This is a genomic window from Sphingobacterium paucimobilis HER1398 (assembly GCF_000416985.1).
GTDB lineage: Bacteria > Bacteroidota > Bacteroidia > Sphingobacteriales > Sphingobacteriaceae > Sphingobacterium > Sphingobacterium paucimobilis.
Genome location: NZ_ATDL01000012.1, coordinates 11,461 through 33,075, shown reverse-complemented (window position 1 = coordinate 33,075; position 21,615 = coordinate 11,461). Strand labels below are relative to the sequence as shown.

Here is a 21,615-nt window from a genome sequence, read left to right as displayed (position 1 = left end):
AATCCAAAATACCGATCTATATTTCTTATAATTAGCGTTTTTTGGTTTAAGTTACTCCCTCTCCAAAGACTGATTTTTTATCTAGTTCATTACAATACTCGTTTTCTTACTTTCTATTCTAATTGGTGTAAGCTTTTTTACTACTTGTATTTCATCTGAATTAAGATTTCCAGTTTCCGTCCTATTTATTAATTCTTTTGCATCATAAAAGAGTTTTAATTGAAAAGTTCTAGAGTCACAAGCTAACATATTCGCATTTTTCCTGCCATTTATGATGATTTCAACCTTAGACTTTGCAGGAATAACTAATAAATCGGATTCCTCATAATCTATCATTTCTTGATCCCCAGCTGACCATAAAGGTATATTGCTGCAGTCAATTTCAACATCGTAGTACCTCCATTTCTGATTGAAATCAGTTGCAGGTTTTAGAATAGTTATGTCATTTTTTGACTTATTTATTACTTCTACATGAAGTATAATGGCTCCAATGTTATCTACTTCAGTTTTATCTTTTATAATTTTAAAGGTTACTTTTTGTGAGAATGCCAAGTTAGCGATTATCATAAATGCTAATAATAGTATTTTTTTCATTGTTTTGATTGCTTTTCCATAACTCTCTCATTAACAAAAGTTATTCGTTTTTAACTGTTTATATATTGTCAATAATTAAAAATGATAATATCCTGGGCATCTTTTTAATGGCTGAAAATATACGCTAAATTACAAAAAAGTCAATATAAAAGCACCGTTGCAATCCCCCATGTGACCAACCTCATATTAAAGGCAAGATATAAAATGTGTTGTATTTTCAATCAGTCCCAAGCATATTGTTTAGACTTTTAGATTTCGTACATAGTCTCTATATCGATTTTGGATAGCTATGATTCAATATATCCTATTGTATAGTAGATATATAAGTGTTATATTTATTGTTCATAATTTTAAAACCCGCATCCCTGCGGAGTTATAATTAGGTTAGACATAGCCCTTGCAGTCTGCAAGGGCTATCTTGTATAGCGTTTATTTATTTCGCAACCATTAAATGTTAGTTAATAGAAAGACAACTGCTGTCCTTTGGAATGAAGTCCTATAGAGCTTGTGCTAGAAATCAATTCAGCAAGAAGTAGATGGATTTACCGACCGCATAGCCCATTTGGTAGACCAGATATATCGCTGCTAACGCAGCTATCGTAAACCGTTTATTCTTGATGTAAAATCCATAGAGCTTGATCATAATTCATATCTATGCGTATATGATTGCCGAAGCTATCAATCCAGTAATGGCAGCTAATACGGTAGTGATCTTAATAGCGCGTGAATGGGTAGTTGAAAACAAAAGCGCAAATACACCTGCTATTGGTGATAAGAAAAAGGCAACATCTAATACTCCTTTATTTCCGTCTCTGTACTTGTCTAGTTTACTCATGTCTAATAGCTTTATTGGATGTGAGCTATGTGCGCACAAATAAATATACACATAATTTCTGAGAAGCAAGGAGAATCTGTCTTCAGATGAGGGCTATCTTTCAGCACAGCGATGAGAGATCAGAGATTACAAATGCGGCCTCTAATTCTACATAAGTAATTGCGCAAACTGAAAATAATTAATAAATTGTAGCTATATGTATCGATATAAACCATTCCTCACGTTACTGTGCAGTACAGTTTTATTATTAGGCAGTGTGATGGCCTACAGTCAGACGAAGGTAGAATTAGAAAATATCAATGAAAAACTAGAAAAAGTATATACCACCGATCAGCTGACCCGAAGAGAACTAAACGAAGCCCAGAAAACATACGGGTACGGCTCCAAAGAATTTAATGAAAGGCTAAATGCGATGAACGTCCAAGACTCCATCAATCGCGGGATAGCTTTAAATATATTAGATAGATTTGGCTGGCTTGATAAGCCCCTCTTGTCAGATAAAGCAAGCAAAGCTTTTTTCTACACCATCCAGCACGCAGACCTCGAGACTCAAATAAAATATAAGCACTTCATGGGAGAAGCTTTCAGAAGTGGTCAGATATCTAATCACGAATATGCGATATTTCAGGACCGTCTAAATGTTAGGCTAGGGAAAAACCAACTATATTGGCAGCCAGACTGCCTTCGACAACCTTGGGAATTCCTACCTGTACCCGGTTGATAATATCGATTCCATCCATAGGAGGCGAGGCGAGATCGGTCTTCAGGAACTGGACCTGCAGCTTAAAGAATCAAATATTAGATACGACTTTCCACAAAGTAATAGCTCAATATATGACATTGCGTTGATTGGACATTTTTGGAACACGTCCAATATTGGTGTAGCCAATATTTCTGTATGGCATGGTGAAAACCTTATCGGAGAATCTGATTTAAATGGCTTTCTCTTTTGCAAATACAGCTTTTTTGACAAAGAGGAAGTAACGCTTACATTCAAGCAATTGGATAAAACTGTCGGTCAGCAACAGATAAAAAAGGGGAAAGATTTCTATGAGCTATATATTCAAATAAGGCAGTAATCCTATTAAATCTATACTGATAGTGGCTGCTCATAATAATATTGTTGTATATCATGTTGTATTCAGTCCCGACACCTCAAAACCATCATCCACCAGACCTTCACCTCATTGGCATATTCAAGAAGGTCTTGTAGTAGGGATATAACGTCCAACTTGTAATATTCTACGTCTCTTTCTACTGTTCGTTTGCCCTCTTTTTGAACTGTCGCAAAATTTGCGACAGTTGAATTCTCTTTCAATTCCTCTTCTTTGAAGATGGTAATTATATGCTTACCACTCTATTGTAGAGTGAGTAAAAGACACAAATTAATATCGAACCCCATATTTATTATGAAGCAAAAAGTAGTATCTTGTAGAGATTAACTTACTGATTATTGATCCATGCATATCATAAACCGAATAGTCACCCTTTCTCTATTATTCTTTACCACTGCATCGTGCGCACAGGAGAATAAAAACGCTGAAGACATCAGAATGTTGCCAAAGTATGGAGGTGTCCAGAAAAGCAAAGAACAGTTGGCTGCTGACAAAGACTTTTTAGATGAAATTCTTAGCGAGGATAAGTATAGAGACAATAAAAGACTAGCTTCGGACGAATTGATAAAAATCGGTTTTGACTATCTTTATAAGGGAGATGTTAAGACGGCCATGTACCGATTCAATCAGGCCTATCTGGTTGATAGTACCAACACAGATATCTATTGGGGGTTCGGTGGAGTATATATGACACAGTCGATGCCGGATAAAGCTAAAGAGCAGTATGAGATAGGGCTGCGAGAGAATCCGCAGAATACACATTTACTTACGGATTTAGCGACTTATTATATGATCAAGTTCCAACAGGGAGAAAACAGTAATACAAAAGAATTAGATCAGGCACTCAGCTTATTCGAAAAATCCTATGGGATAGATGATAAGGATCAAAACACACTGATCAAACTGTCAATGACTCATCTTTTAAATAACAATTGTAAAGCAGCATGGAAGTATTATCGCGAATGTCAGGCATTGGGTGGCCTTCCGATTACTAAAGAATATACAGCTCATCTGCAGACTGTCTGTAAAGAATAGGTCCGGTCGAGGTAAACTCTGTCGACAATCAATTAATGACAGTTATATATTCATAAAAAGAAACCTCATCCCTGCGGAATTACAATTGCTTAAACATTATGAACAAGTTATTCTTATCAGCTTTATTGACTTTTTTTACATGTTGCTCGTTAGCATTTTCTCAAGAAAGTATAACTGTCAAAAAAAGAGCCATTGGCACTTTCCATACTTCAAATACCGAGTACAATGGGCTTTCATTTGGATTTGGGTCTACCATGGCTGATAGTCGAAACGTTAAAACGAATGGTGTTAGACTTGAAGTACCGGGAATTGGAATCATTTCATTTATGGGGAATGGCTTTCCCAATGCTACTGAGCCCTTTGACCTAAGCGATTTCAAATACAGTGAAGTGATCAATGGGGTAAATCTATCTACAGGCTCTTGGTGTGATTGTAATTATAACGGATGGACTATTGCCGCGGTGGGGCAGTACGGTAAACTGGGAAAGGGACTGTCATTGGCCGGAGGATGGAATATAATTGACAAGCAAAATGGAGTACAGCTTTCAATCATTGCAAATAGTTCGTATTACATGTCTGGTGTGCAGATATCAGCATTTAACTTTATACATAGTGGCACCGGCTTACAGATTGGATTGCTAAATAGAAGTAGAAATTTCAAGGGAATGCAATTAGGATTATGGAATGTCAATCAGAAAAGGTCGCTACCAATCATTAACTGGAACTTTGATTAATAATGTATTCATTTTTACCAATAGACAGAAACACTGTGCTTTTTTCATTCCTTATGAATCGCCAACATTAATCATATATAGGACTAACCTATAAAGCCAAAGCAATTAAATCAGTTTTTGTAATTTAGCTGTATGATTCATAAGTTAATTGACTATAGTCAGCGAGGGCTATCTTGTATAATGTTTATTTATTTTTTTTGCCCCCCCATGTCAAAGAAATCAATATGAATCCATGCCTAATTATAAGAATTGTATAGGTACGGGCTATAAGCTCTCACCAGCTCGGGGATTTGTCCCAAATGCGGGATTGACTCCGTACTAGGTCAGAGACTCGCCAAAGGAAGAGTCATTTCCAATATGAATTCAATAGAACAATCCGTAAATTACAACCATAAAATAGGAAACGCAGGAACGAAATGCACCCCATAGTTATGATGAAAAGAATATTTACCTTTTGTTTATTTGCACTGACTTGTCTTCAAGGCTTTTCTCAGAGCAAGTACTTTTTAATTGATTCCTTAGATTCGAAGTATAAACTTAGTCATCATGTACTATCCACAAAAGATATTTATCCGATAGACCATAAGATAGAGTTATTCAATATTACCTATAATAACAGCGATGGACAAAACCTTATTCTGTTCTCGGTTTTACCCGATTTGGAAACTGGTCAGGATTGGATAGAAACTTCCTTTGACCAATTGCAGGATAGTTTAATAAAATTTGGACCTATGCAGAAGCTCTTTGAGGCCAATACATGGAGTAGGTTTGATGGGGTTTATGGTGAACAGACGAAATATCTCAACATTTATAAGCCTGTTGTCTGTAAAGAAGGACGATATTATGTCCCTGCTAACTGTTTGCTACAATTCTACGCCATTCGCAATAGACCAAAAGTATTTAACAACGTCTTTGGAACGATAAATATCAATCTAGACGAGGTGACTATTCTTGAAATGGAGAAGATATATAATCAGACGTACCCCTCTACCGAATTCCCTTTGTACACTCTACGGTCTCCGGTATACTCCACTACGATGGATAGGTTGAGAGACCGTAGAGAGTATCTGTCTATGAAGCATACTCTAGCGGACGGGAGGATTGCCTATCAATTTTGGACCTATCTGGACTGGAATAAACATAGGTTCCAGTTTGAAAGCGAACGAGGCATTGACCGTTTCGTCTATTTGCCTGAAGAAGGAATTGTTGGCGGCTCGTTTGATTTTTATTTCTTTCACCATCTAAAGAAGACAGGCATTACCGATCTATATTTCTTAGATAATATCCGGAAAGAAAAAATAATGATCTCAAATCGAATAATTAAAGAACATCAAAGTAAGTACTGAGCTGGCTAGTGTGGCTAACGTGAAATATAAGATGTCCATGCGACAAACTTATTTTTTAAGGGCTTAGCTCTTTAGCGCAAACATAACTGCTGGCTTCTGGAAACAGGTACTATTAACAGGGGAGATAAAACCCATAGTATTGTATTTTAGATATATAAGGGTTATATTTAGATATTCATAAAAAGGAACCGCCCCCGCGGTTTATAACTGATTTGGTGTAGCCCTTGCGTCCGCAAGGGCTCTTTTGTATAATGTTATTTATTTTTTGGATGTATCCACTGTCAGAGTAATCATTATGAATCCATGATTAACTATAAGAATTGAATAGACACGAGCTGAAAGCTCGCGCCATCATGGGTCATCAACCTATTTCAGTGGAACACGCGAAACGCGTACAAACGCCATTACTGTTTTAGGTATGTTTAATTATATTTTTTATGAGTATATTTATAATTGTTTGAATTCTTAAATAATGCAGTTCTACTAGCGATTAATTAAAACCAATTTATTTTTCTAAAATTATGACAGTACAAAATGTATTAGACGCATTTCAGAATAGAGATTTAGTCTATCTACAAAGCAAAATAAATCCTTTGGGAATATACTCCGGTATTGCAGTTGAAGGTTTCCTAGACACAGTCGATCGTTTCTTCAAGAAAGTTGACATAGAGTCCCTAGCGGATGAGCATTTCTACGATCCATTTACTTGTGGCGAATTAGCTAGTAATGAGCAAGGATATGCTTTCTTTGATGAAGAATCTTACTGTAATTATTTACTGGTTATTACCGTAGTCGACGAGATTGTGACGGATATAAGAACCTTGTGTGACAAGCCAAAAAGTAATTATATTCTTCATAGCGAAAGTAATGAAGATTTATCTTATGAATATCTCTTGCAATTTAAAATCTATGAGGAGGATAAAATTGGCTATGACAGCTCTTCGGTAGATTACCAGATCTATTTGCGCGAGCGAGCCATAGCAGCTATCCATGACCGAAGCCATATATCGGCACTTGATGTCGAGTTCCTTGAATCATGGTATTTAGAAAACAAGTATTTGAAGACCAGCTATGAGGACGAATATTACGATGAAGAAGAATGTATTCCTGTTGAAAAATACCGATTTAAAGATACTTTTACGGAGTATCTAAACGTAGTTGAAGAATATTTAAAATCAGCAAAATCGAATAATGACCATAATATACTCAAACGGTTTTATAACTCATTAGATAAAGATAATGAAGCGCACTTAGACAAGTGGTATAACATTTGTAAAAGAGAGCAAGCTTTTAAAGAGAGAATGAGCTACTTTGTATGGCCATTTAATATCAATGATGGCTCACTTTATCATTTGGGGCTGAGATTTGATAGTAAGCCCCTTGAAGATATCTTATTTACGACAGATAAGTATAATGTTATGCGAAATCGAGAGATAGAACACATTCGTTCGTTGAGATCTTGATTATGATCATCATCAAGAATACCTATCTCACATTGATGACTCACGGTATGAAGGACTGCTATATACTGCACCGGTCAGGAGACCAGAGAATATTTTAAGTGTCGGATAGCTAAGCGAACCATTAATTTAGAAAATTTATTCTGGCAATCCAGCCACAGATTTTCCTTTCATTCCCTCACTAATTAGGTGACCAACAAATGATGTAAAAGGTTCTATATCCTGTTCCACGCTTGCTTTTTCAAGCGCCTGCATATATTCGTCTCTTCTTTCCACGGGTATCACCGTCCAAGGATAACCTCCAGAAGCCAACATAGCATTCATTAAGAATCTTCCCATACGTCCGTTTCCATCCATGTAAGGATGAATGAACACAAATATAAAATGGCCTAAAATAGCCCTAGCAGAAGCCTCAGGCTCTTCTTCGAGCAGTTCAAACAAAACAGGCATAGTATCTCTCATAGCGTCTACACTAGGCGGTACATGCTTAGAATTACCTATATATACTTGGTGGTTTCGATAACCAGCATATTTCTTGCAAGAATTTTGGGGTTTCTACAAATCTTTCACGTGGTGTGGCCATATTCTTATAAATTTATTAAACCCTGCTGTGTTATTTTTATTAAAACATGATGTGTTAATTCTATTAAACCGTGTTTTTAAAAGGTGACGATCTATTTGATGATAAAGTCAAAGTTTTAACATTCTAATTTAACAGACAAAGGAAAACAGTTTATACACTCCTTACGCCCCATCCATTCAACAATTGATTCTTTTTTAGTAGAACCAATAGCGCTACGGTTTCCCGTACAAAAGTTATCTATCAGTCTTGTATTATTGTACAACATTATTTGATTCATTATTAGATTTCAGGTATCTTGGAGGAGGCTTCTCGATGATCGCATTTAGTTTATCGCTGTATAGGATCGAGTATGGAGTCCCCGTGTCAAATTGCATATAGAACTTATGAGGACAGTTCTTTAGCGTCACAGTAATGAGCATAGCCAAATGCGGCTCCCATCTCTGAAGAATAGTAGTACGTGTTGTTCATCCCTTTGCATACATACTCAGCACGTGACCTTCCAACTGCTCTGTAATTATAAGCTGACGCTTGGGAACTACCTTAGATTCGAAAGTACCGGTATGAAGACTCCGAACAGTCTTTTTGGTCTTACCATTTCGACGATTGGAATTACTCGAAGCCTTATCTTCCCGAAGGTGACTCTCTATCTCACCATAGGTACAGCAGGGGTAGCCTCGGAAACGAATACTGTCAAGAACATCGCTGTACCGTTACATTTCATGGCTAGCCTCTTATCCCAATCATAACCTTTGTCAATGTCCGGGATAATAAAATGTCAATTGTCAAACTTAGATCACCGATCCAGTTCCAGTCTATATTGTCTTGTTTCATCATCTATTTATATCTATTTCTCTAAGATAGCCATCAATAATGAACGCGTATTAAATCTTCATATTTAAATATAGGCAAATTAAAGTCGATCTATCTCACGGAGGATTGTGTCACCTTTTCCCGTCTGATAATTCCATCGCCCACTACAATCCAAGGGTTTCACATTCTTTTTCGTCAATTGTCCCCCAATTGTCCCCCCTGTTCGTTTTATTTATTGCTTTATATAATAGATATTAGCAGGTGTTAATTTATGTAGATATATCAGTATAGGACCTAGTGGTATATATTATTGTCGATCGAGAATTAGCTGCTTTTTTATTGAAAATTAATATATATTTGAGTAACCGTCTATGAAACAATAGTTATGATTTATAACATTCTTACCAAACTTAAGTTAATCCTTAACGAAGGGGTGAAATCCTCATTCGGATTAGTAAAGGATATAGTAGAGATATCTTCCATTACCAAAGAAAAGAAAGAAGGCAGAGTACTTATTACGCTATTGAATGTCGAAAGAGACACAAGCGCAGGTATAAACTTTAAGAGTAGGGCTGGGCTATCAGTTTCTAATAAGTTTATACAGGGCAATCCTTCATGGAGTATTAATTTGTTAGTACTAGTTTCTGTGGTGTTTCCATCAAGTGGATACGAAAGCTCATTGAAAATAATGGATTTAGTATTAGATATATTACAGCGAAATCATCAACTAAATCTTCCTAATAGTACAGAATATCTTGTTATTGAACCTGTCAATGTAAGTATAAGTGAATTATCTAACATCTGGAGTATATGCTCTAGTGATTTAAATCCTTCCATTGTCCTCCGAATACGTTCATTTAATATTGATGGTAATGGAGTCATGCAAATACATCAAGAAATAAAAGAAAGGATTTTAGATCTATGTTAGATAGGAGCGATCAAATGGAGTATTTCTCTGTTTCTTTAACACATGATTATTATTCAGCAAATATTCCCATTACACTATCAATCAAATCCAAAGATTTGATTGATAAGTATAATTTATATTTTTTGCAGCGCGACGATAGTTATATTTTAATTGGTAAATCTCTTTTATACAACAGGTTTAAAGAAGAGTTTAAAAAAGTACACTTTTTGCTCGAGCACAATGCGTATACGATGAGGAGATATAAGCAAATTAGAAGTGAAGGCGAAAGTCTACTGATTTTTCTGAAAGTAAATTCCAATTCGTTTTATTTTGTCACGTCACCACTAAATGAAGAGCAAACAATCGTTCGTATAGATACAATTATGAACTCAACCGATCAAACAAAAATAGCTTGTCATTTTGCTGGTGTCAGAAAATGTTTTCAATATATATTCATTACTAAGAGAAAACACAATGATCTAGAACTAATCGAAGAAGATGGATCATTGTTGTTTGATAAAGATCCGAATTCAGAGCTGCTAGGAGAAAATACAATATCTTTTTCTACAGCAGACGCCGTTTTACTTAAGAAAGATACCAGTTATAAAATAAATTTGATAGAGCGAAATAAATATGGGCTAAAGACAATAATCTCGAGATTAGACATACCGCATCCATCTAGTTTTTCACCTGACAAATCTAAAACTACAATTACCAAATATTATAACTTATAACTTAAATAAACATATATGTGTGCTATGAAAACCCCAGGGGTGTACATTTTAGAGAAAAATGCTTTCCCAAATTCTGTCGTGGAGACTGCGACAGCTGTACCCGCTTTTATCGGCTATACGCAGATAGCTAAAAACGGAAGTAAATCTTTATTAAATAAACCTTTCAAAGTAAGTTCTCTTGCTGAGTTTAATCAGTATTTCGGATTCGCTCCGTCACCTAAGTTTGAGTTGAAAGACGGTGATGAAGAGAATTTTAATATTTCTCTAGAAGGGACTGATAAAGAGAAATTATACGGAGTTCTAGAAAGAAAGGATCGCCATAACCTTTATTATAACCTGAGATTCTTTTTTGCCAACGGTGGAGGCCAGTGTTACATAGTTTCAGTCGGTACTTACGAAGACGAGTTATCGAAAGAAAAATTGATAAGTGGGATAGACACTTTGTTGGAGGAGCAAGAGCCGACGATGGTTCTCGTTCCGGAAGCTGTTAACTTGGAGAATAAGCAAGACTGCTTTGATATCCAAACAGCTGTTTTAAAACATTGTGGTATGACGATGCGCAATCGCTTTGCTATTCTAGATATTTATAATGGCTATAAAGATAGAAAAGGTGAAGATGGAGATGTTGTGAATGAGTTTAGAGAAGCAATGGGCACCGAGTTTTTAGACTTTGGAGCTACATATTATCCCTGGTTGTCTACTTCTATTGTTTCTGACGAAGAGATAGATTTTAATAATATAGAAAAGGAAAGCTGGGCCAAGCTGAAGGAATTATTAAATGCCGGCTCCCCACATCTTTTGGAATATATAGAAAAGATAGATGCAGATAAATATGGACAACTTGAATTTAATGAGATTAATACAATTAACAAGGTATTGAGTAATCAAAGCAAATTCTATGCTGATCTGCTAGCAGAGATAAAGTTGCAACTGAACTTGTTGCCTCCAGGGGCCGCTATGGCAGGTATTTATACATTGGTAGATAGTACAAAGAACGTGTGGAAAGCACCGGCCAACATAGGGTTATCAAATGTGATAGCTCCGATTATTAACATTTCCCACGCTACACAAGAGGATTTGAATATGCCAATCAACGGCAAGGCAGTGAATGCTATTCGTTATTTCGTAGGAGAAGGAGTAAAAGTTTGGGGGGCGAGAACACTAGATGGTAATTCATCAGATTGGAGATATATCAATGTTCGCCGTACAATGATGATGCTAGAAGAATCTATAAAAAACGCTACTAAAGCATATGTTTTTGAAGCGAATACGGCTAATACCTGGGTGAGTGTTCGAAGTATGATTAATAATTTTTTGAATGGTATATGGAAGCGAGGCGGTTTAGCAGGAGCTATTCCCGATGATGCTTTCAGTGTTCACATCGGTTTAGGTGAGACAATGACGGGCGAAGATATTTTGGATGGTATCATGCGCGTTACAGTTTTGGTCGCATTAGTGAGACCTGCTGAATTTATTGAGATTACTTTCCAACAACAAATGCAAAAAAGCTAATTATTAATTTATAAAGAACTATAAAGTTATGGCAGGAGAAGCACAAGACAACGTATGGCCTTTACCGAAGTTTTATTTTCAAGTAAAGCTAGGAGATACAGAGGTAGCCTTTCAAGAGGTTTCAGGATTAGATATAGAGGCACAAATTATTGAATATCGACATGGCAATAGTCCAGAGTTTTCAACAATAAAAATGCCCGGAATCAAGAAAGTGGGAAATGTCACTTTGAAGAAAGGAGTTTTTGTAAAAGATAATGCATTCTGGGATTGGTTTAATCAGATAAAGATGAATACCATTGAGCGCAAGACAGTGACCATCAGTCTGCTTGACGAGTCAGGAGCTCCCACAATGGTATGGACCTTGAATAATGCTTGGCCTACAAAAATAACAGGGACTGATATGAAATCTGATGGAAACGAAGTCGCTGTTGAGACAATAGAGGTGGCGCATGAAGGCTTAAAAATTGAAAACAGTTAGATAAATCAACTATAAAACAGGAAGAATGAAGATTTTTAATTGGGATATACCAGTTGCCTTTTACTTTCAAGTAAAAATTCAAGGGGGTGATTTTGCTTTCAAAGAAGTTTCTGGACTATCTTCCGAATTAGAAACAGAGACCATTATTGAAGGTGGCAACAATGATTATGTACATATAGTCCCGAAAAATGTAAAACATAGTAACCTAGTTTTGAAACGTGGACTCAAGCCAGTTAATAAAGATGACGTGGTCTGGATTTCTTCATTTTTTAATGGTTCCATCCGTTATCCGATAACTACAGTATCCATTACTATAAATTTATTACAAAAGGATGGAACCCCTGTTTATTCTTGGAATTGTAACAATGTTTATCCCGTCAAATGGGAAGTTGAATCATTAGATTCAGAAAAGAACAGTGTTTTGATAGAAATATTGGAATTATCTTATACTAGAATAGAACGTATACCATGCCGATAATAATCAAAGAGATACATGTGAAATCCACAGTAGAGCCGGATCGTAAGAAGACTGGTGTTTCAAAAGAAGAAATAAGTGGTTTGAAGAAAGACATTGTTAGTGAACTTAAAGAATTTCTTCATCGTGAGTATTTACGCAAAAACGAACGTTGATGAGTGATAAAATAAAGATTGATGGTTCGTCAAGTGGGGGAAGTCTATTTTCCACGCAGATTAATCCATCTTCGGTGCGGATTAGTAAAAAGGTGTCTTATGAGAATGTAACATCATTCGGCAGTGATCAATACTTTTCCAAGTATAAGCATCATGAACCATCGCAGATGTCTTTTGAGATCTATATGGATGATACTGGTGTTATTCCACAGACCGATGGATTAACAATTGTGCAGCGAATCGAAAAGTTAGAGTCGGCAGTTTATTTGTTGCAGCAAGAAAAGAAGGAGCCAGGTCTCGTAAAAATCATTTGGGGTCCCACTATTTTTCACGGTAGGGCCGAGTCAATTGACTATGACTATACCATGTTCAATTCCGATGGGAGTCCATTACGAGTAAAAATTACACTCTCTTTTGTAGGATCTTTTGAAAAATCTACTGTAAAAGCTTCTGCCAATAATAAGGCAAGCGTAGTCACATTTTCAGCAGGCGATAGCTTAGCGGATTACTGTGATAAGACCTATGGAGATCCTTCTTACTGCGTAGACGTCGCGATAGCGAATGGATTATCAAGTATTAGGAATGTAGATCCTGGTACTGTCCTTATATTTCATGAATTAGTACGTTAATACAAATGACATCATCTAAATCAAGTTTTTTTTCGATATATGACGGCCCATCAGCTCAAGGCATGGTTACCACATCCATATACATCAATGACAGTCTTTTAACAACAAAATCACTGCTCGATTCTATTTGGATAAGAAAAGAAGTTAATAAAATTGGAAAGGCGGAGATTGTCTTTAAGGTTTGGAGCAGTAGTACTACCGATGAAACAGAAAGTGAGGAGAATGCCTTTACACCAGGCAACAAGATACGTATAGAAGCAGGATATTTAAATGGGGAATCTGAAGCCAGTCTATTTGAAGGAATTATTGTTGAACAGGATATAGACTTAGAGCTTCGAGGGAGCTCTCGCATAAAGTTAGGGTGCCGTGATCATATGTATCTTTCTACCCTAGTCAAGAAGTCATCTATATACACCAAGGTAAAAGATCAATCCCTCTTGTCAAACATATTATCCACTTACAAAGAAGTAAACGCCTCTGTAGGCGCAACAAAATACGAGTACCAAGCTATTACGCAACATAACAATACCGATTGGGATTTTATATTAGAACGCGCCAAGAGAAACGGCTTAGTGGTACAGACAGAAGGATCTACAGTTACTATCAGCGAACCATCAATCTCCTCGAAGCCCGTGTTCCATTTAAGCTTAAAGGATAACATTATAGATATTAAGGGCCAGTTGAAGGTAAAAAAGCAATTTACCTCGGTCAAGGCTCTTGGATGGAATCAAAAAGAACAAAAGTTGGAGACTGTCACGGTTGCTAATGATTCGATCAAAACCAACAATCAAGGAGACATCTCATCAAAAGAATTAGCTCAGGCACTTGGTATCAACGAGCTGGTCTTACAGACAAGTGACTTCTGTAACCGAGAAACGCTCCAGAAATGGGCCGAATCCCAAATGACATTTAGTACTTTGCAGCGCATCAGTGGAGAAGTTAGTTGTAAAGGAACAGCAGCAATCAAACACGGTTGCATAGTCGAGATTAGTGGTGTCAATAGGCATATGGATGGAAGCGCCTACTGTGGGGCAGTAGAACATGAAGTAAAGAATGGAGATTGGAATACAAAAGCCATAATAGGTTTTGATTATAGATTTGATGAAGACGAAGACTTACAAAGAAGTATCTCCGCGATTCAGATAGGTAAGGTCTCTCAAATTGATGAAGATCCTACCAAGGAGTTTAATATTCAGGTCGAGATACCATTGTTTAAAGCTACTGAAGTAAACAAAATTTGGGCACGAAGAGCTACATTTTGGTCGAGTAATGGTTACGGAAGCTTTTTTATTCCAGACGTTGGGGATGAAGTAATCATAGGTTTTTTGGATAGTAATCATAGCAATCCGGTTATTTTAGGAAGTCTATATAGTAGTAAACAACCACCAAAGGAAGTCATAACAAAAGAAAACTACATAAAGAGTTTAGTTACCAAAGAAAAGCTATCGTTAATTTTTGACGATGAAAAAAAATCAATCCTTTTGAGTACCCCAGCAGGAAATACAATTGAGATTAACGATAAAGGAAAAAGCATTAGTATTCAGGACCAAAATGAAAATACGATCATTATGAATTCAGATGGAATATCTATAAAATCCGCAAAATCAATATCTCTGGAAGCCAAGACAGAATTGACAATAAGCGCGGGCACAGATATAAGTATTAAGGGGAAAAATGCGGTAAATCTAAAAGCAATGAATATTGAAGCCAAAGCCGATGTGGGTTTTACGGCAAAGGGAAGTGCCAAATCGGAAATATCTGCCGGAGGCCAGACTATTATTAAAGGAGCAATGGTAATGATTAATTAAATAATGTCAGCAGCAGCAAGAATTACAGACCTCCACCTATGTCCAATGGTTACCCCTGGAATACCACCTGTTCCGCATGTGGGAGGTCCCATTATAGGTCCGGGGATACCCACTGTTTTAATAGGTAGTCTACCAGCCGCGGTAGTTGGAGATGCATGTGTATGCACCGGGCCACCAGACAGCATTGTCAGTGGTTCAAAAACAGTTTTTATAGGAGGCAAACCCGCAGCTAGACTAGGCGACCCCTGTGCGCATGGGGGCAGCATAGTACTAGGTTGTGTAAATGTTTTAATAGGCGGATGACAAAAAAAATAGATTTTTTAGGCAGAGGTTGGTCCTTTCCACCATCGTTTACCAAGAATGGTGTTCAGATGTCCGAGTATACATTAGATGTCAGAGAGAGCCTTCATGTCTTATTATCGACCAATAAAGGGGAACGTATTTTTCGGGCCAACTATGGTTCCACACTAAAAAAATGGGTCTTTTCTGTAATCGATTCGACAGAAAAAACGCTAATCGCTGACGAATTAAAAGATGCCATTAGCAAAGGAGAACCGAGAATTACAGTTTCGAATATAGATGTAGTTACCAAACATGATGCCGAAGGAATACTATGGATCAAAATAGAATACATCATTCGGTCTACAAATATTGAAGACAATCTAGTGTTTCCGTTTTACCTAACACCCTAGATGTCATTTATGATGGATTAATAATTTAAATGAATTAATGAGCGGATTAAGTCAGTTTCAACGATTTCAAAGAATTAAAAATATCATTTCTCCCAAGGTTGTTGAAGATAATCCGGAGAAGCTGCTAATAGATTTTTTAGAGATAGCCTCATTTATTAAGATGTGCCATCCTGATTCGTTACCACACCCTAAAGATGATTTTTTTTGGGACTTATTTGAACAAGGAGAGACCTCTATTCTTAAAGCATATAAAAATAAAGAATGGAATGGAGATATGGACCCTAGTTGGTCTTTAGTAATCAGTTTTATACAGAATTTGGCTGAAACAGCTAATCTATTTAACCAACGTTGGGCAAAGCTGCCGGATTATTATTTTGAAAGTATTTTGGGCGTTGTGCCTCACGGGATGATTCCCGACAATGTTTGGATATCTCTCGAGAATATAACGGATAGATCCATATTGCTTCCTCAGGGCACGACGTATAAAGTAAGACGAGGGGATCATCTTTCTTTATATCAATCTCTTAAAGATGTCGAGATTGGTAATGGAGCGATTGAAAAGTTATATTTATTGAATGATAACAGTGCTAGGGCGATTCCTTCCATAAGCCGTTATAACGTACAGGAATATTTACTTCTCGATAATAATGTCGTTGAGGTCAAGGGGATAGATATCGAAGTCGGTGTCCGTGTCTCAAGTCCGATACTTTTTCTAAAAGAGGGTCGCCGCACAGTAAAAGCCACTTTATATTTTAAAAAGAATGATAACAAAGATTTATATTCAACAAGTGTAAAATCAAAAATAGAAGTCAGCGAATTATTTAAATTGAGCATTAGTACAGCGTCTGGCTGGGAGACAATTGAATATAAGACGATCGACATGGATCTGATCTCAGGAGAGATATGTTTTAATTTTAGCCTTTCAGAGTCGTTTAATCCAGTTGTAGCATGTTCAAAAGATATTCAGGGGTTCGATAGCGAATGTCCTGTACTAAATATTATTGTCAATCTAGATTCTTCCAAGTATGATATCGATTTATTGGCAAATATGCTCGTAAGAAAAGTCGAACTAAGCGCAATCGTCGAAAATGTGGCTGACGTACAGGTATATAATGAGTTAGGGAAGATAGACAATTCAACGCCATTTCTCCCATTTGGTATAACTGCTAATAAAGGATCTTGGTTTATAATTGGTAACTACGAATCAAGCATAAAAAACACCACAGAAATAACCATTAATTTGAAGTGGGATAAATTATTGTCGGATTCAGAGAACCTGCAGGAACATTACAAAGACTATCATAGGGGAATAGACAACACCAGTTTTAAAGTTGATATCAAGTACCTTTTAGACTTTGAGTGGAAATCGCCAGAAGGAAAAAGGACATTTAATCTTTTTGAGAATAATGCCTTGACAAAGCAGTTGTCCCAAGTTTCAAGAATAGGCAACGTGAATATCGACAAGATGATTGCGACAAATGTAAAAGAAGAAAAGTATGTTTATTCTATGCAATCTAGAGAAGGCTTTATTCAGATAACACTGGACCAGCCCAAAATTGGATTTGGGGACGAAACATATCGTAAACTATTTACGGAACAATTGCTAAAAAGTTCAGGGAAGAAAAGAAATCCAACAATTCCTCCTCCAGTCCAGCCCATTCTCAATCGCATCACTATAGATTATAAATCGAGGGATAGTATAGCTTATGGGCTTTCGAATAATGATAGACATTCTTTTTTTGCACCAATAGTACCTTTAGATAATTTTTCGAATCAAAACAAGATAGATAATAGTGATCTCGTACTCCTTCCTAATCTGAAAGGGAGAAATATTTTATTCGCTCTGAAGAATATTAACGCAGGAGAATATGTTAGCCTTTTCTTCGACCTATCCCCTTTCGAGACAGAAAATTTAGAGAGTAAATCAATTTACGAACAGCGTGATTTTTTGGGCAATGTCAGTTTGTACTTAGGCAATCCCCTGTGTTGGAGGAGAGCGGCACCAGGTCTGATTAGTAGGGATGAGACCATGGGCTTACTCATAAACGGAGCATTGATTTTACATTTTCCGGAACACATAGAACCTGAATTGTATGATCATGATGGGCTACTTTGGGTTAGAATAAACTACGATTCTTGCGATCAAATCCATTTTCCCGAAATACGGGGCGTTTATGCGAATGTTGTCAAATTAGAATTGGTGACACCAGTTGATAGCCAAGATGAAATAATTCTTAACGCGAATGATGGAGAAATAGAGGAGGATGCTATAGTTCCAGGAATCGGCAAAGTAAACCGTATAACACCTTTTTATGGTGGCAGAAATAAAGAAACAGCGGAGGAAGTATTTTTGAGAATATCAGCGTATAACAGACATAGAGGTAGAGCCGTTACACGACGAGACTATGAAGAATTAATACTTCAACGATTCGTTGAAATTGGTAGTGTAAAGTGCATTACTTTGCCCCATGCTACTTCCGATCAGTTTAGCCTTTATCTGGTTATCGTACCTACAAATGATACAAGTAACACCAAGTATCCATTAGCTTCACCTTATCTGATCTTTGAAGTTGAGAATTATATGCGTCAACTTATTTCACCATATATAAACAATTTAAGGGTTATTAATCCATTGTATGAGGAGTTGATTATCAAGTGTCGGTTTACATTAAGAGGTTACTTCTCGGCAAGAAATATGAAAAAACTAATACAAATGATCAATAATAGTATTGCTCCTTGGCTCGCTACCAATACGAGTCCAGATTTTGACCATCAGTTTAGTCTTAAAAGACTACATGAAGATCTAGTTAATGAATTTGGACAATTGATAGCAATTAACGACCTAATAGGTATACAGCTATGTAAAAGCTACAACGATGTGTTTATCAAGGAAACAATCTTTCTGATCGGAGACCAGTTAATCAGCGACGGGAGTATCACTGTATCCAAGCCCAATGCCGTATTAGTCCCTTCGAACAATCACCTCATTAATTGGGGAGAAGATCACTTATCGACCTTTGGTGTCAAAGAGATGAGTATCGGTGGCAATTTTATTATTTAATCTAAAGAACAGTACAATGGCTGAACGTGGTAGAGATCTGCTGAAAAACTTTTTTAAAAACGGAAAAAGACCAACAGAATCCGATTTTAGTGATTTGATTGATTCAACGGTCAATAAGCTAGATGATGGCTATACAAAAAGTGATAATGACGGGTTAAAGTTAACAGCAAAAGGATCTAATAAAACAATAATTACGTTATGCGAAGAAGAGAAAGTTTCCTGGAAGTTTTTCTTTCAAAACAGTAAGCTTGTATTACAGAACTATTTGAAAGGCTTCTCACGTGACAATCAAAGCAAAGAAGTATTAGAAGTTAGATCTCCAACAACTAATATTGAAGGCGATCTAAATATCAATGGCGATTTTAGCATTAGTGGGGTTAGAAAAGGAGCTAGTGTGAGTGGTATGGCCGCCGATGGCAAGTGGCATACGATTACGGCGCTGAACTATGGCGTATACGCTATGGAAGTTTCGGCATCTGTTCACGGCAGGAGCGGGAATGGAAAGTACGCCGTTTTAGTAGGTTGGGCGACACAAGCTTTTGGTAGTGGTCGGAAAATAAGAACCATTAGTTCTCATTATGGTTTTTGGGGCAATCGTCTGAAACTACGTTGGAAGAAAGTAAAGGATAAGAACGGGGCCGTCAATTACCAATTGCAGGTACGCACCAAAACCAATTATAATGATTCTTCAGCATTAATCAATTGTAATCTAACACTTCTTCATAGCTATGAAAAAGCCGATAATCAAAAAACGTAATATTCAAGACAATTACTATAGCCATCTTCAGTCAAGGTCTTTAGATCGGATTATCGAGTTAAGCGGAAATCTGTGGACAGATCACAACGTCCACGATCCGGGTATAACGATCGCAGACTACCTAAACTATGGGTTGTATGATATTTATTTCCGGCAGCTTTTTTCTCTTGAAAATTACCTGTTCAAAAATCTAGAAGACAAGGATTATAGCCAGAAGGGACTACAGTCCAGAGAGCAGTTGTATACCTTCGAAAATCCCTCAGGCATACGGGTCGATGCCAAAGTGGTGGTAACAGAACAAGACTATGAAGAACTCTTTGTTGATTTTTTTGGAGCGAGAGTCTCCGGAGTCGAAGTGTATTATAATAAGATAGATCGGAGCTATGATATATTTCTACAGCGCAATAGTGGGTATGATAGATCAGGTATTTATACCTTAGAAAAAGAGGTTAAAGCGCTATACCATAAGAATCGAAATCTAGGAGAAAACTTGGGCAATGTATTTCATTTTGCATTTAGTCAAGTACCTAACAAAAACTTGTATCAATCACGCAAGTATAGACATCACAATAGCTACGATTTTCCAACGTTTTCAGCGCAGGAAGACATGGACGAAAGCAAATTGTTTACACCAGACTACCAAACTATTCAATATGACTTTCCAGAGCTATACGGCATTAGTAAAAGAGGCATACCCTCACACGAAGATCCAGATTACAAGGCCCGGGTATTACAGCTAAAGGGGTATCTCTTGAATTTTGACTATTTAATGGCCAATCATTTGCAAAAGATGGATAGCGTCCATCAATTATTTGACATTGGCGCAGTGGTGCCGACATCGCGAATAGCAAACGTTCAAATCGTAAACGGAGAAGAAATTATTGATGAAAAGAAACAAGAAGCAGCCGCTATTGCCTTTCAAAAAGAAAGATTTAACAGTGTTCAGAAATTTGCATATCTAAACATGTTAGATGCTATTTACGATGAAAACACACAGCACCTCTTCGGAAGTTTGGATACAGACAGCCTGAATTCCAAAAGAGCTCGGTTGATCAGCAGATTACCCCAACTTAATGAGCATCGGTTTCGGGCCTGCAACATCTACGATCCCAATAGCATTTGTAGTCTTCAAGACCTGCTCGAGGAAATAATCTCTTTGCGATTTACCAATCGTAGACCGTTTCACTTTAGAGGCGTGCGCGTCATCAGCAACGAACTCTTCAAAGAAAGGTACAAAAGCCTTCTTCTGGTCGACGAACAGTATTATTATCAAAGTATACCGGTTATAGTGTATCCTATTGCTGAGAGCGACGAAGATGTATTTGGTAAAATGAAAGATATGTTATCTCTGATATGGCATGCTGTTTTACCCGAAGATATTTTAATATACGGTACAGATGTAGAAAATTATAAATTGAAAGTTGAAGGAGATGATTACTCTTTATTATTTAGAAGTCCCACCGGAAGACTGGAAATAGAGATGAGCTTACTTTGCTCCGATAGCGATATAATCATTGAACAAGCCTATCTCTTTATTCATTTTATCCGTCAAATGAATAGAATGGAGCACCAACAGCGCTTCTATTTTATTGAATATATTTTATTAGGACAAGACGATGATAAAGATTTGATTTCGATAGTTTACCCTAAGGATCTGATCGATCCCCACAATACCGCCTTTCAAATAGACAGATTTTTAGATGAGTTTTTATACGATAGATTTCCTGTTCATTTACGCTATAGGTTGCATGGTTTAGCACAAGACGATTTGGAGAACTTCCACATTACCTACGCTGCATGGCGACGGGCTATGGCAGTTAACGATGGTCAAGCAGCAACTGTCCATGCGGCGGTTCTTACGTCATTTCTGAATATTCGCAAAGCATCTTAATTGT

The 21,615-nt window shown here is 36.9% G+C and carries 24 protein-coding genes and 2 pseudogenes; 20 read left to right on the top strand and 6 right to left on the bottom strand.

From position 1 onward, the window contains the following. Positions 1 to 81: 81 nt before the first annotated feature. The 3 genes from M472_RS30580 to M472_RS45190 all read right to left on the bottom strand — a co-directional run bounded on the left by M472_RS30580 (position 82) and on the right by M472_RS45190 (position 1,429). On the bottom strand, positions 82 to 594 hold the full coding sequence (locus M472_RS30580) for a hypothetical protein (protein ID WP_021069695.1): 513 nt from the start codon (positions 592 to 594) through the stop codon (positions 82 to 84). A gap of 517 nt (positions 595 to 1,111) precedes the next feature. Further along, entirely contained in the window at positions 1,112 to 1,237 is a 126-nt protein-coding gene (locus tag M472_RS45870; RefSeq protein ID WP_021069694.1) for a hypothetical protein, read from the bottom strand. Positions 1,238 to 1,246: 9 nt separating this feature from the next. Beyond that, positions 1,247 to 1,429, bottom strand: coding sequence for a hypothetical protein (locus tag M472_RS45190; protein ID WP_144062683.1), 183 nt, complete (start codon positions 1,427 to 1,429; stop codon positions 1,247 to 1,249). 196 nt (positions 1,430 to 1,625) lie between these two features. On the opposite strand from M472_RS45190, the gene M472_RS30570 reads away from it, so the two are divergent. Both M472_RS30570 and M472_RS30565 read left to right on the top strand, forming a co-directional pair. Then, complete coding sequence (locus tag M472_RS30570; RefSeq protein ID WP_144062682.1) at positions 1,626 to 2,150, top strand: hypothetical protein; 525 nt, start codon at positions 1,626 to 1,628, stop codon at positions 2,148 to 2,150. A gap of 124 nt (positions 2,151 to 2,274) precedes the next feature. Continuing rightward, positions 2,275 to 2,508 carry a hypothetical protein gene (locus M472_RS30565; RefSeq protein WP_021069691.1) on the top strand — a complete coding sequence of 78 codons (234 nt, stop codon included), beginning with the start codon at positions 2,275 to 2,277 and terminating at the stop codon, positions 2,506 to 2,508. Positions 2,509 to 2,570: 62 nt separating this feature from the next. On the opposite strand, the gene M472_RS45185 is transcribed toward M472_RS30565, so the two are convergent. Then, positions 2,571 to 2,747 carry a virulence RhuM family protein gene (locus M472_RS45185; protein WP_144062681.1) on the bottom strand — a complete coding sequence of 59 codons (177 nt, stop codon included), beginning with the start codon at positions 2,745 to 2,747 and terminating at the stop codon, positions 2,571 to 2,573. Between the two features lie 142 nt (positions 2,748 to 2,889). Between M472_RS45185 and M472_RS30560 the strand changes: the two genes are divergently transcribed. From M472_RS30560 to M472_RS30550, 4 genes are all read left to right on the top strand, one after another. After that, entirely contained in the window at positions 2,890 to 3,579 is a 690-nt protein-coding gene (locus M472_RS30560) for a tetratricopeptide repeat protein (protein WP_021069690.1), read from the top strand. Positions 3,580 to 3,677: 98 nt separating this feature from the next. Then, positions 3,678 to 4,313 (top strand): LA_2272 family surface repeat-containing protein, encoded by a 636-nt coding sequence (locus tag M472_RS44470; protein ID WP_021069689.1) that lies wholly within the window; start codon positions 3,678 to 3,680, stop codon positions 4,311 to 4,313. A gap of 431 nt (positions 4,314 to 4,744) precedes the next feature. Then, on the top strand, positions 4,745 to 5,659 hold the full coding sequence (locus M472_RS30555) for a hypothetical protein (protein ID WP_051146115.1): 915 nt from the start codon (positions 4,745 to 4,747) through the stop codon (positions 5,657 to 5,659). Between the two features lie 521 nt (positions 5,660 to 6,180). Beyond that, positions 6,181 to 7,122, top strand: a complete 942-nt coding sequence (locus M472_RS30550; protein WP_021069687.1) for a hypothetical protein — start codon at positions 6,181 to 6,183, stop codon at positions 7,120 to 7,122. 135 nt (positions 7,123 to 7,257) lie between these two features. On the opposite strand, the pseudogene M472_RS30545 reads toward M472_RS30550, so the two are convergent. Together M472_RS30545 and M472_RS46050 are read right to left on the bottom strand one after the other, a co-directional pair. Beyond that, positions 7,258 to 7,632 (bottom strand): annotated as a pseudogene (locus M472_RS30545) (Fic family protein); the annotation flags it as partial. 537 nt (positions 7,633 to 8,169) lie between these two features. After that, positions 8,170 to 8,355, bottom strand: a pseudogene (locus tag M472_RS46050) (IS256 family transposase); the annotation flags it as partial. Here M472_RS46050 and M472_RS45180 point away from each other — a divergent pair. From M472_RS45180 to M472_RS30490, 14 genes are all read left to right on the top strand, one after another. Further along, positions 8,263 to 8,448 carry a hypothetical protein gene (locus M472_RS45180; RefSeq protein ID WP_144062680.1) on the top strand — a complete coding sequence of 62 codons (186 nt, stop codon included), beginning with the start codon at positions 8,263 to 8,265 and terminating at the stop codon, positions 8,446 to 8,448. The pseudogene M472_RS46050 and the gene M472_RS45180 sit on opposite strands and share 93 nt — an antisense overlap. A 449-nt stretch (positions 8,449 to 8,897) precedes the next feature. Then, a complete protein-coding gene (locus M472_RS30540; protein WP_021069685.1) occupies positions 8,898 to 9,440 on the top strand; it encodes a Pvc16 family protein in 543 nt (180 codons plus the stop codon). Further along, positions 9,434 to 10,153, top strand: a complete 720-nt coding sequence (locus M472_RS30535; RefSeq protein WP_021069684.1) for a hypothetical protein — start codon at positions 9,434 to 9,436, stop codon at positions 10,151 to 10,153. The genes M472_RS30540 and M472_RS30535 overlap by 7 nt, the downstream gene beginning before the upstream one ends. A 15-nt stretch (positions 10,154 to 10,168) precedes the next feature. Next, positions 10,169 to 11,665, top strand: a complete 1,497-nt coding sequence (locus M472_RS30530; RefSeq protein WP_031301526.1) for a phage tail sheath family protein — start codon at positions 10,169 to 10,171, stop codon at positions 11,663 to 11,665. Positions 11,666 to 11,693: 28 nt separating this feature from the next. Continuing rightward, positions 11,694 to 12,143: a phage tail protein gene (locus M472_RS30525; protein WP_021069682.1), complete on the top strand. Its 450-nt coding sequence runs from the start codon at positions 11,694 to 11,696 to the stop codon at positions 12,141 to 12,143. Between the two features lie 25 nt (positions 12,144 to 12,168). Then, complete coding sequence (locus tag M472_RS30520) at positions 12,169 to 12,621, top strand: phage tail protein (RefSeq protein WP_021069681.1); 453 nt, start codon at positions 12,169 to 12,171, stop codon at positions 12,619 to 12,621. Beyond that, positions 12,612 to 12,773, top strand: coding sequence for a DUF5908 family protein (locus M472_RS45965; protein ID WP_021069680.1), 162 nt, complete (start codon positions 12,612 to 12,614; stop codon positions 12,771 to 12,773). The genes M472_RS30520 and M472_RS45965 overlap by 10 nt, the downstream gene beginning before the upstream one ends. After that, entirely contained in the window at positions 12,773 to 13,402 is a 630-nt protein-coding gene (locus M472_RS30515) for a CIS tube protein (RefSeq protein WP_021069679.1), read from the top strand. Before M472_RS45965 ends, M472_RS30515 begins: the two co-directional genes overlap by 1 nt. Positions 13,403 to 13,407: 5 nt before the next feature. Further along, complete coding sequence (locus M472_RS30510) at positions 13,408 to 15,210, top strand: phage baseplate assembly protein V (RefSeq protein WP_144062679.1); 1,803 nt, start codon at positions 13,408 to 13,410, stop codon at positions 15,208 to 15,210. Positions 15,211 to 15,213: 3 nt separating this feature from the next. After that, complete coding sequence (locus M472_RS44900; RefSeq protein ID WP_031301525.1) at positions 15,214 to 15,513, top strand: PAAR domain-containing protein; 300 nt, start codon at positions 15,214 to 15,216, stop codon at positions 15,511 to 15,513. Then, a complete protein-coding gene (locus M472_RS30505; protein WP_021069676.1) occupies positions 15,510 to 15,902 on the top strand; it encodes a GPW/gp25 family protein in 393 nt (130 codons plus the stop codon). The genes M472_RS44900 and M472_RS30505 overlap by 4 nt, the downstream gene beginning before the upstream one ends. A 37-nt stretch (positions 15,903 to 15,939) precedes the next feature. Next, positions 15,940 to 18,963 carry a hypothetical protein gene (locus tag M472_RS30500; RefSeq protein WP_021069675.1) on the top strand — a complete coding sequence of 1,008 codons (3,024 nt, stop codon included), beginning with the start codon at positions 15,940 to 15,942 and terminating at the stop codon, positions 18,961 to 18,963. Next, a complete protein-coding gene (locus M472_RS30495; RefSeq protein WP_144062678.1) occupies positions 18,944 to 19,720 on the top strand; it encodes a hypothetical protein in 777 nt (258 codons plus the stop codon). The genes M472_RS30500 and M472_RS30495 overlap by 20 nt, the downstream gene beginning before the upstream one ends. Then, positions 19,692 to 21,611: a hypothetical protein gene (locus tag M472_RS30490; protein WP_021069673.1), complete on the top strand. Its 1,920-nt coding sequence runs from the start codon at positions 19,692 to 19,694 to the stop codon at positions 21,609 to 21,611. Before M472_RS30495 ends, M472_RS30490 begins: the two co-directional genes overlap by 29 nt. The last annotated feature ends 4 nt before the right edge of the window (positions 21,612 to 21,615 follow it).

Bases quoted from the DNA above. Each gene is read 5' to 3' on its own strand.
- M472_RS30510 (WP_144062679.1), top strand. From the start codon at position 13,408: ATGACATCATCTAAATCAAGTTTTTTTTCGATATATGACGGCCCATCA.
- M472_RS44900 (WP_031301525.1), top strand. From the start codon at position 15,214: ATGTCAGCAGCAGCAAGAATTACAGACCTCCACCTATGTCCAATGGTT.
- M472_RS30535 (WP_021069684.1), top strand. From the start codon at position 9,434: ATGTTAGATAGGAGCGATCAAATGGAGTATTTCTCTGTTTCTTTAACA.
- M472_RS30500 (WP_021069675.1), top strand. From the start codon at position 15,940: ATGAGCGGATTAAGTCAGTTTCAACGATTTCAAAGAATTAAAAATATC.
- M472_RS30540 (WP_021069685.1), top strand. From the start codon at position 8,898: ATGATTTATAACATTCTTACCAAACTTAAGTTAATCCTTAACGAAGGG.
- M472_RS30560 (WP_021069690.1), top strand. From the start codon at position 2,890: ATGCATATCATAAACCGAATAGTCACCCTTTCTCTATTATTCTTTACC.
- M472_RS30515 (WP_021069679.1), top strand. From the start codon at position 12,773: ATGAGTGATAAAATAAAGATTGATGGTTCGTCAAGTGGGGGAAGTCTA.
- M472_RS30525 (WP_021069682.1), top strand. From the start codon at position 11,694: ATGGCAGGAGAAGCACAAGACAACGTATGGCCTTTACCGAAGTTTTAT.
- M472_RS30505 (WP_021069676.1), top strand. From the start codon at position 15,510: ATGACAAAAAAAATAGATTTTTTAGGCAGAGGTTGGTCCTTTCCACCA.
- M472_RS44470 (WP_021069689.1), top strand. From the start codon at position 3,678: ATGAACAAGTTATTCTTATCAGCTTTATTGACTTTTTTTACATGTTGC.
- M472_RS30520 (WP_021069681.1), top strand. From the start codon at position 12,169: ATGAAGATTTTTAATTGGGATATACCAGTTGCCTTTTACTTTCAAGTA.
- M472_RS30550 (WP_021069687.1), top strand. From the start codon at position 6,181: ATGACAGTACAAAATGTATTAGACGCATTTCAGAATAGAGATTTAGTC.
- M472_RS30490 (WP_021069673.1), top strand. From the start codon at position 19,692: ATGAAAAAGCCGATAATCAAAAAACGTAATATTCAAGACAATTACTAT.
- M472_RS45870 (WP_021069694.1), bottom strand. From the start codon at position 1,237: ATGATCAAGCTCTATGGATTTTACATCAAGAATAAACGGTTTACGATA.
- M472_RS30530 (WP_031301526.1), top strand. From the start codon at position 10,169: ATGTGTGCTATGAAAACCCCAGGGGTGTACATTTTAGAGAAAAATGCT.
- M472_RS45190 (WP_144062683.1), bottom strand. From the start codon at position 1,429: ATGAGTAAACTAGACAAGTACAGAGACGGAAATAAAGGAGTATTAGAT.
- M472_RS30580 (WP_021069695.1), bottom strand. From the start codon at position 594: ATGAAAAAAATACTATTATTAGCATTTATGATAATCGCTAACTTGGCA.
- M472_RS45965 (WP_021069680.1), top strand. From the start codon at position 12,612: ATGCCGATAATAATCAAAGAGATACATGTGAAATCCACAGTAGAGCCG.
- M472_RS45180 (WP_144062680.1), top strand. From the start codon at position 8,263: ATGAAGACTCCGAACAGTCTTTTTGGTCTTACCATTTCGACGATTGGA.
- M472_RS30570 (WP_144062682.1), top strand. From the start codon at position 1,626: ATGTATCGATATAAACCATTCCTCACGTTACTGTGCAGTACAGTTTTA.
- M472_RS30555 (WP_051146115.1), top strand. From the start codon at position 4,745: ATGATGAAAAGAATATTTACCTTTTGTTTATTTGCACTGACTTGTCTT.